Here is a 14,997-nt window from a genome sequence, read left to right as displayed (position 1 = left end):
TCCCGTCCGTCTGCATCTGCCGCACTATCTGGTCCGCGCGGTCCCACTGGTAGCGCCGCTCCGACACCAGCCGGCCCCGCGCGTCGTCCGCGCAGCGCCGGTGCGTCACCCGCCCCGCCATGTCGTATCCCGTCTCCAGCGTCAGGCTCACCAGCGTCCGCCGCGTCTCACGGTGCAGCCGGTCCCGCCGGTAACCCGCCAGGGCGTGCTTCTCCCCGCCCAGCGACAGCTGCATCTCCAGCAGGTGGCCGCTGCCGTAGCGCAGGTACGCCAGCTCGCGCCCGTCCGGGTACGTCGTCCCGCTCAGGTTGCCCAGCGCGTCGTACCGGTGCGCGTAGCGCCCGCCGTGGTTCTCCTCGCCCGTACGGTCAACGCGGCAGTATGAGCGCAAAAGGCTGTTGCTATGATAATGCCTGTGCGGAAAGTTTTTTCCACTCGCTGAAGGTGGAATGCATCCACGGCGAGCGTCTGGTCAGACGTGAAGATATGCGTGCAGTGATATTTAATTACATTGAATGCGATTACAACCGCTGGCGTCGTCACAGTGCCTGCGGTGGTCTCAGCCCGGAACAATTTGAAAATCAGAACCTCGCTTAGGGGGGCGTCCATATTACGAGGAGAGGATCACTTTGTCGCCCTTACCCTGCCGCACGTACACCACCCCACGACTGAAGTCCACATCGCACCGTATCAGGTTCGTTAGCTCCATGCGCCGTATTCCTGTGCTCCAGAATAGTTCGAGGATGGCCCGGTTGCGCAGACCCAATGGCGTTCTGGCGTCGTTGCTGACCAGCACCGAACGGGTTTCCTCCTCACTGAATACGTGCGCGGGCAGCATCTTTTCCGCCTTCGGCAGCATCAGGAGGCCAGCGGGGTTGTAGAGGATGACGTGTTTTTAAGCAGCCAGCGGAACAGCCCCTTTATCGCACTCAGACGATTAAGCTGCCCGCTGACGGCCATGGCGCAGGTCAAAAGCATGCTCAGTCTGGTAAAACAGGATGTATTAGGCTAAATAAAATACTTGGGAGTGTATGACATACCACTCCCAGTTTTTTATTTCAAATTACCTACATATAATTCATTAAAAACAGTCTCATCATCCAAATCAGAAAAATAATTAAAATCATCAATGTCATCAGGCATGCCAAAATAAATAGTAAAGTCCTGATCAATTACAAGATATCCTTTTATAATATCTTGCCTTTTAGATTTATCTCTTATTTCCCGAGCTGTGATCCCAGGATATAACTTCCCCTTAAAGCTACCCGAGTAAGGAGGCTCACACCATAATGCTACAATAACATCATGATTATTAGTGGTAAATGATATAGCCCCTCCTTGCACCCTATAAAAAGAATAATTGCCCGTAGCATTACTAAAACTAGATTTGGAAATATTATATTTATATTCTATATGTCGGATAATGTCATTAACATTTGCGCCTAAAGGTATCCCTCCAATAGATTTACCTGGAACGATGTCCATATCCAGCCCTATAATAATATTATTCATTATTGCCCCCATGAGTTCATTAACACCCCATCGACATAAACAGGAGAGTTCTTGATTTTATCATAGCGTTCAAAGCCACCATGCCCAATACGCCCATACACAGTTTCTACTGGATCATTAGGTTTTATTACCTTCCAATAATCACTATTATGTGTTTTTCCTGAAGGATTATAGTCAAGATGGTATATCTCACCTGCCTTTGTTGTTTTTTCAAAAATAACATGCTGTGTTTTATGTGGTGTAGCACTTTGCGGATATGTAGTTTTCCAGCCTTTGCTGTTTAAATATTTTTCTACATCAGCAGGTTTTTTCCCTGAGAGTAAATCTACATAACGCTTAGTTATTCTATCTCTCTTATTAAATCGCTTTTGTGAATTACGACAACTCAACCCCAGCGGATCCACCCATGTTAACGGATCCCCCACATACCCATACGTATTCAACCCGCCCAACAGCCCCACCGGGTCCACCTGAGTATAGCACCCGCCCCACGCGTCGTAGTACCGCAGCGTGTTGTAGTGCAGCCCCGTATCCCGGTCCAGGTACTGCCCCTGGAACCGCAGGTTCTGCTGCCCGCGCCAGCGCCCCGACCCGCTCTCAGCCAGCGTACGGCCCCAGGCGCTGAACGTGCCCCGCTATACCGTTTCGCCCTCCGCGTTGGTCATCCTCTCCGGCAGGCCGTTCAGCTCCGCGTGGTACCAGTATACCTGTGCCGATGCGCCGAAGCTCTCCACCCGCGCCAGCGGCGTGAAGCCGCCCTCCTCGTACACGTGCTGAATTTTTGCGTCCGGCCGGGCGTCGCTCTCCTCGCCCACCATCTGCATCCCCGACCACGCGTACGCCGTGCGCTCCGACGCATTTGCCCCGTGCCGCTAGAACCGCTCGTCAGCCTCCAGTGAGCCCTGCCGCAGCGCAGATTTAAATTTTGAGCTGATCCTCAAAATTAATTACTAAAGTAAACCTAACGCAATTTCAGCGGCATCACTTATATCTGGATTTTTGGATTTTAAGGATATTTCAAGTCCATCTCTTAACATTTCATCATTAAATGCCGCTGCTATTTGCGTGCTCCAATATCTTACACCATCAGATATATTTACATCTTCAAGCACTTTTTTTATTTCCCTTTTAACTTCAGGCTCAGGACACTGATAAAAAAAATCCTCTACTAACTGATATACTCCCCACCCATCTCCATCGCCAAAAGAACGTAGAAACAGCTTTATAGCTTCACTATCTGGATGCTGGATAAAAAATTTTCTCACATCATCATATCTATCGATAATATCTTTAGTTAAATCTTTATCTGAGGGCATCGGTTGATGCTTTAAAAGAAATTTCAACGCTTCTTCTTTAGTCATTATCATTGTCCTAATGTCTTCCAGAGCTCTTTATTCTGTCTAATTAACTCGCCCAATTGCCTATTTACAATATCACGCTCATAGCCTGCATTACGTAGTATCTTTCGAAGGTCGGCAATATCTCTACCCAAATAATCTCTATTACTTAACCCACGAACCATAGGTTTTTTATAAGTCCATGTTAATTCATGAAGGTCTTTTCTCATATTGATAGTTATACCTCTACCATGCGTTGTGGGGCTAGCTGCATTTTGAATTGCGTGATGTGGAGTATGAGTCGGATTAAGGCCACTTTTTATATTAGCACCTCTCACTTGGTTATATGTTCCAACATATAAATCCTCTCCTGGTTTAGACAATTTTGATAAACTATTGCAAGGCGTTAACCCCAGCGGATCCACCCACGTTAACGGATCCCCCACATACCCATACGTATTCAACCCGCCCAATAGCCCGATCGGGTCCACCTGAGTATAGCACCCGCCCCAGGCGTCGTAGTACCGCAGCGTGTTGTAGTGCAGCCCCGTCTCCCGGTCCAGATACTGCCCCTGGAACCGCAGATTCTGCTGCCCGCGCCAGCGCCCCGACCCGCTCTCGGCCAGCGTCCGGCCCCAGGCGCTGAACGTGCCCCGCCACACCGTTTCCCCCTCCGCGTCGGTCATCCTCTCCGGCAGGCCATTCAGCTCCGCGTGGTACCAGTACACCTGTACCGATGCGCCAAAGCTCTCCACCCGCGCCAGCGGCGTAAAGCCGCCCTCCTCGTACACGTGCTGAATTTTCGTCTCCGGCCGGGCGTCGCTCTCCTCGCCCACCATCTGCATCCCCGACCACGCGTATGCCGTGCGCTCCGGCGTGGCTGCCCCGTGCCGCCAGACGCGCTTCTCCGTCCGCCGCCCCAGCACGTCGTAGCGATACTCTGCCCTCGCGTACTCCCGGTCGCCCTCGATGCCCACCGCGCTGATGCGGTCCTCGTCGTCGTAAGAATAGCGCTGGGTCACGTCCCGGTGCGCGTCGCGCCGCACCGTCATCCGGCCAAAGCCGTCGTACTCCCGCGCCACCCCGTCGAGGCGCCGCAGCATGTTGTTCCACACCGGCTGCCGCTCCGCCGTCGTCCGGTTGTCCGCCGCGTCCCACCAGAACCGCTCGTCCGCCTCCGGCTGCACGCTGCGCGTCATCCTTCCCGCCGCGTCGTATCCCCACTGCGCCTGCCGGTACTTCTCCTCCGGCAGCGCCGGCGTCCCGTCCGTCTGCATCTGCCGCACTATCTGGTCCGCGCGGTCCCACTGGTAGCGCCGCTCCGACACCAGCCTGCCCCGCGCGTCGTCCGCGCAGCGCCGGAGCGTCACCCGCCCCGCCATGTCGTAACCCGTCGCCAGCGTCAGGCTCCCCAGCGTCCGCCGCGTCTCACGGTGCAGCCGGTCCCGCCGGTAACCCGCCAGGGCGTGCTTCTCACCGCCCAGCGACAGCTGCATCTCCAGCAGGTGGCCGCTGCCGTAGCGCAGGTATTCCAGCTCGCGCCCGTCCGGGTACGTCGTCCCGCTCAGGTTGCCCAGCGCGTCGTAGTGGTGCGCGTAGCGCCCGCCGTGGTTCTCCTCGCCCAGCAGCAGCCCCGTTCCGCCGCGCTCGAACGCCACCGTCTCCGCCCATTCCGGCTCCGTCCCGGCAATCATAGCCTCCCGCCAGGCGTCGCGCTGCATCCGGCGAACCGCCGTGCGCCGAGGGCCGTAAACAAACTCCGCCCGGTGTACCGCCGTCTCCCGCGCGGTCATCCGGCCCAGCCCGTCGTACTCGTAGTGCAGCGCCTGCGCCGCCTGCCCGCTCCCGGGGGCCGGATGGCGCACCAGCGTCTCCACCTGCCGCAGCCGGTTGTGCCGGTACTCCGTCACCCGACCCGCATAGTCCTCCTGCCGCGTCAGCTGCCCATCCGGCGCGTAGCTGAACCGCCACTGCTGCCGGTTGCCGTTGGTCAGGCTCTCCAGCCGGCCCCACCGGCTGAAGGCGAACCGCGTCACCTGCCCCGCCGGGTCTACCGACTCCAACACCTGACCCCGGGCGTTGAGCACCACCCGGCGCTCCAGCTCGCCGTCGATACTCTGCCCGCACAGCAGGCCCGCCCGGCTGTACTGATACCGCGTCTCGCGCCCGTCGGCGCGGGTCCACGCCCGCAGGCGGCCCGCCGCGCTCCAGGCGTAGCCCTCGGTGTTGCCCTCCGCGTCCGTGGTGGCGACCAGCTGCCCCGCCGCGTCGTACAGATAGCGCGTCGGGTACCCGGAGCAGTCCTCCTCTCGCGTCAGCTGCCCGCGCTCGTCCCAGCGGAAGCGCTGGACGTTGCCCAGCGCGTCGGTGCGCGCGGTCAGGTCGCCCCGGTCGTCCCATTCAAAGCGCGTCACCCCGCCCTCCGGGTCGGTGAGCGCCGTCACGTCGCCGGCCAGGCTGTAGTCGTACTGCCACGCCGCGCCGTCCGGCTCCACCACCTTCTGCGGCTGCGCGTACAGCGGGTGCCACGTCTGCAGCAGCGCGCCGCCCAGCGGGTCGCGCGCCAGGGTAAGGTTGCCCCGGTCGTCGTAGTCAAACGTCCAGCGCCCGCCGTCCGGCTGCACCAGCGCATCCAGCAGCTCGCTGTCGCCCCGCCACTCGAACCGCCAGCCGCCGCCGCCGGCGTCGGTGTAGTCCAGCATCCGTCCCAGCGCGTCCCAGCGGTGCGCGGTCACCGCGCCCTCGTCGCTGCTGACCCGGGCGGTGCGCTGCCCCTCGTCGGCGTCGATGCGCCAGTGCTCCAGCAGCGCGTCGCGCTCGTCGCGCACCTCAAAGGCGAACGCCCGCCAGTGGCGGCTGTCCGCCGCCGGGCGCCACTGATAGTGCACCGTCAGGCCGGTGGCGTAGCCGTGCCGGGCCAGCATGTCGCTGGCGCGGTCCCAGCCGAACTCGCGGGTGACGATGCCGTCGGCGTCGGTCACGGCGACAAGCTGGTCCTGTTCGTTATAGCCGTAGCTGACCAGCCGCCGGCGCTCGCCGCCGCAGATCTGGTACACCGCGGCGAGCCGCCCCGCGCGCCCGTACTCGAGCGCCACGTCCAGCGCCTCGTTGTCGCCGCTGATGCGCACCAGCTGCCCCTGCGGGCTCCACTCAAAGTGCTGCACGTTCTCGTGCCGGTCGTAGATGCGGTGCAAGCGCCACTCGCCGGGATGAACCGGGTCCGGCTCGTACAGCTGGTGCTCGCCGTCGGCAAACTGGATCACCATCGCCCCGTTCGGGGCGGAGAAGAGGCGCATCCCCTCGTCGCCGAAGTCGATCACGTCTCCCGGGCGCACCTCGCCCATCGCCAGCTCGCGGCCGCTCACGTCGCGGAACATCAGCTGGTCTTCCGCCAGCCGCCACAGGCGCGTCTCAAAGGGCAGCATCCAGCCGGTGCCGAGCATCCCGGCGGTGAGGTTGCGGCTGTGGTAGACCCGCTGCCAGCGCAGCGGAATGCGGTCCGTCAGGACGAAGTCCAGGTCCTCTTCGCCGGCGAGAACCTTGGCGCCGGTGGCGATGTTAACTGGATAAGCGGTATGGCTGGCAGCGGCAATTTTTGCCCCCGCGCCGCCGCCTGCGATGCGTCCTACGCTTTGGGCGATAGCCTCCGTAGCCACGGCACCGCCGATGGGACAGATAATCTCTTTACCCAGCCCGCGCAGCAGCATGCGGCTGTAGCCGTACTGGATCAGTTTTCTGACGGCACCGCCGCCGATTAGCGTTCCGGCAAAATAGGCCAGCATATTTTTGCCGCTGCGGATGTCGCGCACCGTGATGGTGTCGCCGCCGATACGCACCCGCGAATTTTCGCTGACCTGGATCTCCGCCTCACAGGTGCTCTTGTCACCGTTGCGCGCCGCGGGCTGATTGTTGATAAAGACCTTTTTCGATCCCTGGGCGATAAAGTTCTGCGCGGTGACCGCGTGGCCCTTCGAGCACTCCACCAGATCCAGCGGCGCGGGGGTGGCGTGGGGATCGGCGCTTTCAACCAGCGGCTGGGACAGCCCCTGCCAGAGGCTTTTTCCAAAGTCGGCGACGTCGTCCCAGGTGGTGTTGCCCACCCGCTCCGCCAGCGCCGCCAGCGCGCTACCCGGATTAAGTGTCGTGCTGATTGCCGCCGCCACGGCGGTGAGCATCGTCAGGCCCACCTCGGTCCAGTTGATGCTGTCATCACCGGGGGTGACGTTCAGCGACGCCCTGTTCACCGTGCCGGCGGCGCGCGCTGCCTTTTTGCCCATGATGTAAACATCGTCGGAGCCGGTGACGATAAAGGCGTCGGGCGGGCCGGTGCCGATGAGGTTATCGACAATCTTCCCGGCAGCATTACCAATCGTCTCCAGCCCCCCGGAAACAGTGAGGCCGGCAATAACAGTTACGGCGATAACCGTCCCGATACCGCTACTCGCGGCGGCAAAAAGCCCGACAACGACCGCCCCCTCAGCGAGGGCGCCGACGAAATCCGCCAGCGCCGAGCTGTGGATCAGCGGATCGCCCATGCGGGCGGCGAGGTAATCACTCATGGCTGCGCCTCCGGCTGCAGACCGGCTTTAATGGCGGTCCAGAACGCCTCTGCCTCATCGTCGAACGGCGCCATGCGGCTGAGGGTGAACACCAGCAGGTGCTCGTCAATCCGCGCGATGGCCAGCTTCTCGTACACCGGGCCCTGCCCGCTCTGAAACTGTACCGCCACCTCGCGGGCGGGATGGCCGCCCAGCGTGCTGTCCTGCGGCTCGCCGGCGGTGAATTTTTTCATCCGCTGCTTCACCTTCTCCAGCTGCTGGCCCAGGTAGCGCTCGTCCTCTTCCGGCTTGATGTCCCACGCCCGGGTGATGGCCAGCGTCGCGGCCTGCTGCGGGAAGCGCAGCACGTTAATGCTGCAGTCCTGCCACGCGCCGGGCAGCGCCAGCGCGCCCTCGGAAAGGATAAAAGGGGTGTTTTTCATGCGTTACCGTCTCCCTGACTGAAAGCGTTCTTCACCGCGGCCTGAATCTGGCCCGGCGTCGGCTCCGCCGCGGGGGCCTTGCCCGGCTTGTTAATGTTTAAATCCAGCGTGCCGCCGGTATTGATTTCGCCGACGCCGGAGGCGTTTACCGTAAAGTTAACGCACTGCAGGGTGACCTGGCCATTCGCGCCCAGATCCAGCACCGACTGGCCCGAGACCAGCCGGATACCGGTATCCGAGGCCTGCACCAGCCCGCCCTGCACCTGCTGAATAAAGCCGCCGCCGACCAGCTCGCTGTGGCTGTGCTGGGTGGCCTGGGAGTGGGAGCCCGAGACGGTGCCGGTGTAGTCGCGGGTGACGCTGACGGTGCGCGATCCCCCCACGCTGTGCGTCTCATCATTCTTGACGTTGGTGTCCAGGTTCTTCTGCGCCTGGATCCACACCTGCTCCTCGCCCGCCTTGTCCTCGAAGCGCAGCGCGTTCGCCGTCTCCGACGAGCCGTCCTTCGTCCGGCTTAAAAAACCCATCTGCGTCGCCGCCGCCGGCAGCGCCCACGGCGGCATACTCGCCTCGTTGTATACCCGACCCGTCACCAGCGGACGGTCCGGGTCGCCGTTGATGAAGTCAATCACCACCTCGTCGCCCACACGCGGGATTTGCACCCCGCCGAACCCCTGGCCCGCCCACGCGCTCGACACACGCACCCAGCACGAGCTGGTGTCGTCACCCTTCGCCAGACGGTCCCAGTGGAACTTCACCTTGATGCGCCCGTAGCGGTCCGTCCAGATGCTCTCGCCCTGCGGGCCCACCACCCGCGCCGTCTGCGGCCCGTAGGTCCGCGGCCACGCCGTGCCCTGCGCCGGCCGCCACGCCACCCCCGCCGGGATGACCGTGAACTCCGTCCGGTGGATGGTCTCGCCGTCGCCGCCGCTCGCGTAGCGGTTTTCCTCGAACTGGTACGTCGCTTCGGTGGTCAGGTACTGCCCGTCGTCGCTGAAGAACGGCGCGTTGGTCAGCGTAAACACGTGTCCCGGCGCGATGCCCATCGCCGTTGCCGTCGCCTGTACCTGCTGGTGCTCCACCTGCCACCGCTCCTGGCGGATGCGGGCGTAGAATTCCCCGTGGCCGTGCTCCACGAACCTGCCCGGCCAGTCGTACACGTCGATGCTCCCCGGCGACGGCGACGCCGGGTTCTGCCGCGCCTGGAACAGCCACGCGTTCGGCTTGCGGAAGTCGTAGTCGTCCAGGCTGTAAATCCCCGGCGTCACGCTGTCCGCCAGCGCCCACTGGCTGATGCCCTCCTCGCTGGTGCTGCCCCCCGACGGCGTCTGGTGGTACGGAATAATCTCGTACCCGGGGAACGGCTGCCCGCTGCCCGCCGCGTCCGTCAGCACCAGCACGTGCCGGTCCGCCTCGTGGCGGAAGTGGTAGGCTATCCCCTCCAGCTCCATCAACCGGCTGATGAAGTCCAGGCTGCTCTCCTGGTACTGGACGCAGTACTCCCACTCCCGGTAGCTCCCCGTCAGCCGGTCCTCGACGTTCACCTGATACTCCGCCAGCAGCGCCTGCACTATCTGCGGCACCGTCTGCCCCTGGAAGATGCGCAGGTTGCGGTCCCGCTTCATCGGCCACAGGTCCGGCTCCACCGTCAGGGCGTATGCCGCGTAGCGGGTGCCGCTCAGCTCGGTGGCGCTCACCGCCACCCGGGTGATTTTGCCGTTGATGTAGCGCGGGGCCAGCAGGCTCTGGGTCGGAATGGTGACCGTCACCGGCTGGCCCAGCAGCCGGCTGCGGTCAATGCGCGCGTCGGTGCCCAGCAGGGTCAGGGTCAGGGCGAAGGGCTCGGACATCGCCTCCCGGCCCGCGAGCTTCCAGAACAGCAGCTCCCCGTCGGGAAGCGTGACGGTGATTCGGTTTAGCATAGCGTTCATTCCATTAATCAAAGTTTGGTTCGCTGCACGCGGGCCAGCGCCGTGATGCGCAGGGTTCGCGCGTAGAGCACAAACAGGATAAAGCCCCGTCCGTTGAGGATGATGCGGCACAGCAGCAGCAGGGCGACAAGGCCCATTACCGCGTGATGGGTTTCGCCGGCGAGCGCCGAACGTAGAAATAAAAAGGTCGTCAGCCAGATGAGCGTCTGATGCACCCGGCCATACCACGCCAGACCAGAGGTCTTTCCCCGGGAAATCAGGTATGTGGCGGTCAGATTGGCGAGGGTGAGCAGAATTGCAGGAATAAAATAGAGCGCTGCCTGCGCTGGTGCGGATAGCGCAGGCAGCAGCAGGAGTAAATCCACGGCAAAAGGCAGAATAAAACAGAACAGCACAAATGCCAGTGGGAAACCGTTTTGCCGCGGGAGTTCAGCGGGCGGTTTGTCAAACCAGCGCTCCAGCTCCGGGGTCGAATGCTGCAGCAGGCTGCCGTCGTTTCGGGCAATAACCTGCTCCATTTCCCGGCCGTGGGCCAATAGATCGCAGAAATAGCGACCTGAGATAATTGATGACAGCCTCACGCCGATACCGCCCAAAAGAGTACCCCGATAAATTATCCTCAAGACTCGAACCCGGCAGATTCACTTAACGCGCCTTGTTCAATTCTATATTCACTATAAAAAGCGAACCCGGCGTATTACCCCGCCGGATTCACCAGCCAGGTGCCCGCCTTACCGATGTTCAGGGTTTGCGTGCGGCTCTGCCCGCCGTTCTGCAGCACCAGCTCGTAGCGGCCCGGCGCCAGCTTCAGCGGCACGAAGCCGCTGGTGCCCGGCGTTACGTTTTGCGTCTCGCCGTTGAGTTTGAGGGTTTCGCCATCGTGGATGCGCACGTAAACCAGCGCTACCGGCGCCGCGGCCGGAACGGCAGGCGCGGCTTGCTGCGCAGCAGGCGCGGTTTCGGCAGGCGCCTGCGCGGTGGCAGATGCGCTGGCCGGGGCGGTTTCAGCCTGCGTCGGCGTTGCGGCCTGCGGCTGGCTTTCCGGCGTCGTGCGGCCGGCGGTTTCAGCCGCCGGTGCTTTTTCGTCGTCGCTGCCGCCGCCGCTGAACAGCAGGCCGCCGGCGATAATGCCCGCCAGCACGCCCGCGGCGATCATCCCCGGCACCTTGTAGCGCCGCCAGTCGGTCAGGCCCGGCTCCTCTTCTTCCACCACCGCCAGCATGGTGCCGGTCTTTTTCACCGTCAGCACGTCGTTAATGTCGGAGACCGGCATCTCAATCAGCTCGGCGAACTCGTCGATGGACTGCGGCCGGTCCTGAACGTGCAGGGCCAGCGCCTTATCCACGGCGCTGAGCAGCGCCAGCGAGTAGCCCGCCGGCTGTCTTTCCGCCAGCGGCACGTAGGTATCCTGAATGCTGCGCACTACGCTCACCGGCGGCGGAGAGCCGACAATCAGCGTGTGCAGCACCGCGCCGACGGCGTAGATATCGGTCCAGGCGCCCTGCTCGCTCTCGTTGTCGTCGGTGTACTGCTCCAGCGGCGCGTAGCCCGGGCGCAGCATGGTCTCGGTCTCATCATTGAGGTTGCCGATGGTGCGGCGGGCAGAGCCGAGATCGAGCAGCACCGGCAGGCCGTTCTCCTGGATCTGAATATTGTCCGGGGAGATATCCCGGTGCAAAAAGCCTTCGTCGTGGATGGTTTTGATCGCGCCAAACAGCATCGGCAGCATCCGGCGGATCCACGCCTCGTCGATCAGATCGGGCTGCTGCTCGCGTAGCCGGGTCAGCGTGGTGCCGGTATAGAACAGCGTCCCCATGTAGGCGGTGTCGTTCTGTACCCAGAAGCGCAGGACGTGAACCAGGTTCGGGTGATTAAAGCGCGCCAGCAGGCGCGCCTCCTGGATAAAGCTGTTCAGCCCGGCGGAAAAGGCCTTGCCGAAGCGCTCGCTGCGCAGCACCAGCGTCATGTCATCGCTGCGCACCGCCAGCGAGGAGGGCATAAACTCCTTGATGGCGATGGTGCGCTCAAGCTGGTGGTCCCAGGCGCGGTAGACAATGCCGAAGCCGCCGCCGCCAATCACTTCCTTGATTTCAAACTCGTTAAAACGGTACCCGAGCGGCAGCGCGTTCAGGACAGTCCGGTTATTTTCGTGATCCGTCATGTTTAAGACTCACTTAATGATTATTACGCGGCAAACTGACAATGAAACTCGCCATTCTCGAACGTCACGCGCAGGTGTCGGAACTGCTCGTCGTTGCGGCTGGCGGTTAACAATATCTGGCTTATCTGCGGAAGCAGCGTGTTGATGAGTATCGAATCCACCATGCGTCCTCCGGATTCAACTTCGGTACAGCGCTGGACGATTTGCGCCACCACGCTGTCGTCGATGTCGGAAATAATAGCGTGGTTCTCCTGCAGGCGGCGCTGAATACGGGCCAGCTGCAGGCGCACAATCTGCCCCAGCATCTCGTCGCTCAGCGGATAGTACGGCACCACCAGCAGGCGGCCCAGCAGCGCCGGCGGGAAGACCTGCAGCAGCGGCTGGCGCAGGGCAGTGCCCAGGGCCTCCGGCTCCGGCATCAGATCCGGATCGGCGCACATGGCGCTAATCAGGTCGGTGCCGACGTTGGAGGTGAGAATAATGATGGTGTTGCGAAAATCGATGTGGCGACCTTCGCCGTCCTCCATCCAGCCTTTGTCGAACACCTGGAAGAAGATCTCGTGCACGTCCGGGTGCGCCTTCTCGATTTCGTCCAGCAGCACCACGCTGTAGGGGCGGCGGCGCACCGCTTCGGTTAACACACCGCCTTCGCCGTAGCCGACGTAGCCCGGAGGCGCGCCCTTCAGGGTTGAAACGGTATGCGCTTCCTGAAACTCGCTCATGTTGATGGTGATGATGTTCTGCTCGCCGCCGTACAGCGACTCCGCCAGCGCCAGCGCGGTTTCGGTTTTGCCGACCCCGGACGGGCCGCAAAGCATAAACACGCCGACCGGCTTGTTCGGATCGTCGAGCCGCGCCCGGGAGGTGCGCACCCGTTTGGCGATCAGATCCAGCCCGTGGCGCTGGCCGATCACCCGCTGGTTGAGGGTGTCCGCCAGGCCCAGCACCGCGTCGATTTCGTTTTTCACCATCCGCCCCAGCGGAATGCCGGTCCAGTCGGACACCACGGCGGCGACTACGTTTTCATCCACCGCGGCGAACAGCAGCGGGCTGTCGCCCTGCACGGCGCTCAGCGCCTGCTGCTTCTCGTCCAGCGCTTCGCGCAGGGCGGGCAGCGCCTCATCGTCGGCAGCGTGCATCTCGGCGCGCAGGGCGATAATCGCATCTACCAGTCCGCGCTCCTCTTCCCACAGGCGGGCCAACGCGTCGCGCTCCGCCTCCAGCGCCTCGCGAGCCTGTGCAAGCTGCGCCGGACGCTGGCTGTCGCCGACGCCGACCCGGCTTTCGCGCCCGGCGATGTCGATTTCGATGTTAAGCGCGTCAATACGGTGCTGCAGATCTTCCAGCTTCGGCGGCGTCGCTCCCTGGCTGACCGCCACCCGCGCGCAGGCGGTGTCGAGCAGCGCGACGGCTTTATCCGGCAGCTGGCGGGCGGGAATGTAGCGGTGGGAGAGTTTTACCGCCGCGCTCACGGCTTCGTCCAGCAGCAGCACCCGGTGGTGCTGCTCCAGCGGCGATACGGTGCTGCGCAGCATCAGCAGCGCCTTCGCCTCGTCCGGCTCGTGGATCTGCACCGTCTGGAAGCGGCGGGTCAGGGCCGGATCTTTCTCAATGTATTTTTTGTATTCCGCCCAGGTGGTGGCCCCGATGGTGCGCAGCTGGCCGCGGGCCAGCGCCGGCTTGAGCAGGTTGGCGGCATCGCCGGTGCCCTGCTGGCCGCCCGCTCCGATCAGGGTGTGAATTTCGTCGATAAACAGAACTATCGGGGTCGGGCTGGCCTGGACTTCGCCGATCAGCGCCTGCAGGCGGGCCTCAAACTCGCCCTTCATGCCGGCCCCGGCCTGCAGCATGCCGATATCCAACAGCCACAGCGCCACGTCCTGCAGCGGCGCGGGCACGTCCCCGGCGGCAATGCGCAGGGCAAGCCCTTCGACCACCGCGGTTTTGCCGATCCCCGCCTCGCCGGTGAGCAGCGGGTTGTTCTGGCGACGGCGCATCAGAATATCCACCATCTGGCGGATCTCTTCGTCGCGCCCGACCACCGGATCGATTTTGCCTTCCCGCGCCCGCTCGGTGAGGTTCTGGCCGTACTGCGCCAGCGCGCCCTTCGCCGCCGGTACGTCGCCCTGCCCGGCGGGTTCCGCCATTGCCTGCTGGCTCTCTTTGCTCTCCGCCAGCAGGGCGTCAAACTGCTCGCTCAGCGCCTCAACGTTGATGCGGCTGAACTGGGACGAAATGCCCTTCAGCACGTTCGCCAGATTCCAGGTTTTCAGCAGGCCGATAATCAGGTGGCCGCCGCGAATGCGGTTCACGCCGTACTTGAGCGAGCCGTATACCCAGGCGCGCTCGACGGCGCTGTCGATATGCTCCGAGAGATCGGACACCGAACTGGCCCCGCGCGGCAGCGCGTCAAGGGCGGCGATAATGTCCCGGGTCAGGGCCTGCTCGTCCAGCGCGAAGTGCTGAATAATACGCTGCAGATCGCCGTCCGGCTGCTGCATCAGCTGATGCAGCCAGTGCACCAGCTCAACGTAGGGATTGCCCCGCAGCTTACAAAACGCGGTGGCGCTCTCCAGAGAGGTAAACAACAGCGTGTCCAGTTTGCCGAACAGTACGGCGCGGCTGATTTCTGACATCTTCGGTTCCATTTAATAGCGTAATACGTTGTCGTTTACCGGACGGTGATGCTGCGTCCGGCGTACAGAGCGGTGTGCGGTGTTAGTTATAAATATGCTTGGGTAGTAAGGTGTTCAGGGAGATTCTTGACCGTAGGGTGGAATATTCCGTTCACTGGCAAGACTCTGCTTCCTTGAGCAACTACAAGCTCCTTTACAGCGCTGAACCACACAACATAAAAATATATCCCATTGTTTTTTATAAATTATTTTTAATAAACGTACTATGAGGGTGTGTGCATCCGGCAAAAAATCGCCTCAGATTATTGCGGATGGCCGGGGCAGCCAGCAGGGATGCTGGCTGAGGCGAAACGAGACAGGATGTCGAGTCGAGCCGTACCCGAAAGCCAGTAGCAATAATCTGAGGTCCCGCGCAGCGGCGATTTTTGTGGCCGGGAGC

Annotated in this window: 10 protein-coding genes and 3 pseudogenes; 1 reads left to right on the top strand and 12 read right to left on the bottom strand. The window is 62.0% G+C overall.

What is annotated here, in order from left to right; all coding sequences use genetic code 11:
- Positions 1 to 391, bottom strand: a 391-nt coding sequence (locus QZ766_RS23045) for a hypothetical protein (RefSeq protein ID WP_366509357.1), incomplete at its 3' end; no start/stop codon positions are given.
- Between QZ766_RS23045 and QZ766_RS01240 the strand changes: the two are divergent.
- Positions 373 to 597: pseudogene (locus QZ766_RS01240) on the top strand (IS3 family transposase); the annotation flags it as partial. The gene QZ766_RS23045 and the pseudogene QZ766_RS01240 sit on opposite strands and share 19 nt — an antisense overlap.
- A 31-nt stretch (positions 598 to 628) precedes the next feature.
- On the opposite strand, the pseudogene QZ766_RS01235 reads toward QZ766_RS01240, so the two are convergent.
- The 11 genes and pseudogenes from QZ766_RS01235 to tssH form a co-directional block, all read right to left on the bottom strand.
- Positions 629 to 960: pseudogene (locus QZ766_RS01235) on the bottom strand (tyrosine-type recombinase/integrase); the annotation flags it as partial.
- 93 nt (positions 961 to 1,053) lie between these two features.
- A complete protein-coding gene (locus QZ766_RS01230) occupies positions 1,054 to 1,512 on the bottom strand; it encodes a hypothetical protein (RefSeq protein ID WP_297196393.1) in 459 nt (152 codons plus the stop codon).
- Positions 1,512 to 2,123, bottom strand: a pseudogene (locus QZ766_RS23040) (RHS repeat-associated core domain-containing protein); the annotation flags it as partial. The pseudogene QZ766_RS23040 and the gene QZ766_RS01230, both read right to left, overlap by 1 nt.
- 24 nt (positions 2,124 to 2,147) lie before the next feature.
- Positions 2,148 to 2,336: a hypothetical protein gene (locus tag QZ766_RS23035; protein ID WP_366509356.1), complete on the bottom strand. Its 189-nt coding sequence runs from the start codon at positions 2,334 to 2,336 to the stop codon at positions 2,148 to 2,150.
- Between the two features lie 126 nt (positions 2,337 to 2,462).
- Positions 2,463 to 2,873 (bottom strand): hypothetical protein, encoded by a 411-nt coding sequence (locus QZ766_RS01220; protein WP_297196391.1) that lies wholly within the window; start codon positions 2,871 to 2,873, stop codon positions 2,463 to 2,465.
- Between the two features lie 2 nt (positions 2,874 to 2,875).
- A complete protein-coding gene (locus QZ766_RS01215) occupies positions 2,876 to 7,408 on the bottom strand; it encodes an RHS repeat-associated core domain-containing protein (RefSeq protein WP_297196389.1) in 4,533 nt (1,510 codons plus the stop codon).
- Entirely contained in the window at positions 7,405 to 7,830 is a 426-nt protein-coding gene (locus QZ766_RS01210; protein WP_297196387.1) for a DcrB-related protein, read from the bottom strand. Before QZ766_RS01210 ends, QZ766_RS01215 begins: the two co-directional genes overlap by 4 nt.
- Positions 7,827 to 9,752, bottom strand: coding sequence for a type VI secretion system tip protein TssI/VgrG (tssI, locus tag QZ766_RS01205; protein WP_297196385.1), 1,926 nt, complete (start codon positions 9,750 to 9,752; stop codon positions 7,827 to 7,829). Before tssI ends, QZ766_RS01210 begins: the two co-directional genes overlap by 4 nt.
- A gap of 17 nt (positions 9,753 to 9,769) precedes the next feature.
- Complete coding sequence (locus QZ766_RS01200; protein ID WP_297196384.1) at positions 9,770 to 10,342, bottom strand: hypothetical protein; 573 nt, start codon at positions 10,340 to 10,342, stop codon at positions 9,770 to 9,772.
- 116 nt (positions 10,343 to 10,458) lie between these two features.
- Entirely contained in the window at positions 10,459 to 11,922 is a 1,464-nt protein-coding gene (locus tag QZ766_RS01195; RefSeq protein ID WP_297196382.1) for a serine/threonine-protein kinase, read from the bottom strand.
- A 23-nt stretch (positions 11,923 to 11,945) separates the two neighbouring features.
- Positions 11,946 to 14,558 carry a type VI secretion system ATPase TssH gene (gene tssH, locus QZ766_RS01190; protein ID WP_297196380.1) on the bottom strand — a complete coding sequence of 871 codons (2,613 nt, stop codon included), beginning with the start codon at positions 14,556 to 14,558 and terminating at the stop codon, positions 11,946 to 11,948.
- Positions 14,559 to 14,997: the final 439 nt, after the last annotated feature.

The organism is uncultured Pluralibacter sp. (assembly GCF_913775985.1).
In the GTDB taxonomy this organism is placed as follows: domain Bacteria; phylum Pseudomonadota; class Gammaproteobacteria; order Enterobacterales; family Enterobacteriaceae; genus Pluralibacter.
This window is presented reverse-complemented; position numbering and strand designations above follow the sequence as displayed.

Coding starts and splice junctions, on each gene's coding strand:
- tssI (WP_297196385.1), bottom strand. CDS start 9,752: ATGCTAAACCGAATCACCGTCACGCTTCCCGACGGGGAGCTGCTGTTC.
- QZ766_RS01210 (WP_297196387.1), bottom strand. CDS start 7,830: ATGAAAAACACCCCTTTTATCCTTTCCGAGGGCGCGCTGGCGCTGCCC.
- tssH (WP_297196380.1), bottom strand. CDS start 14,558: ATGTCAGAAATCAGCCGCGCCGTACTGTTCGGCAAACTGGACACGCTG.
- QZ766_RS01220 (WP_297196391.1), bottom strand. CDS start 2,873: ATGACTAAAGAAGAAGCGTTGAAATTTCTTTTAAAGCATCAACCGATG.
- QZ766_RS01230 (WP_297196393.1), bottom strand. CDS start 1,512: ATGAATAATATTATTATAGGGCTGGATATGGACATCGTTCCAGGTAAA.
- QZ766_RS23035 (WP_366509356.1), bottom strand. CDS start 2,336: ATGCAGATGGTGGGCGAGGAGAGCGACGCCCGGCCGGACGCAAAAATT.
- QZ766_RS01195 (WP_297196382.1), bottom strand. CDS start 11,922: ATGACGGATCACGAAAATAACCGGACTGTCCTGAACGCGCTGCCGCTC.
- QZ766_RS01215 (WP_297196389.1), bottom strand. CDS start 7,408: ATGAGTGATTACCTCGCCGCCCGCATGGGCGATCCGCTGATCCACAGC.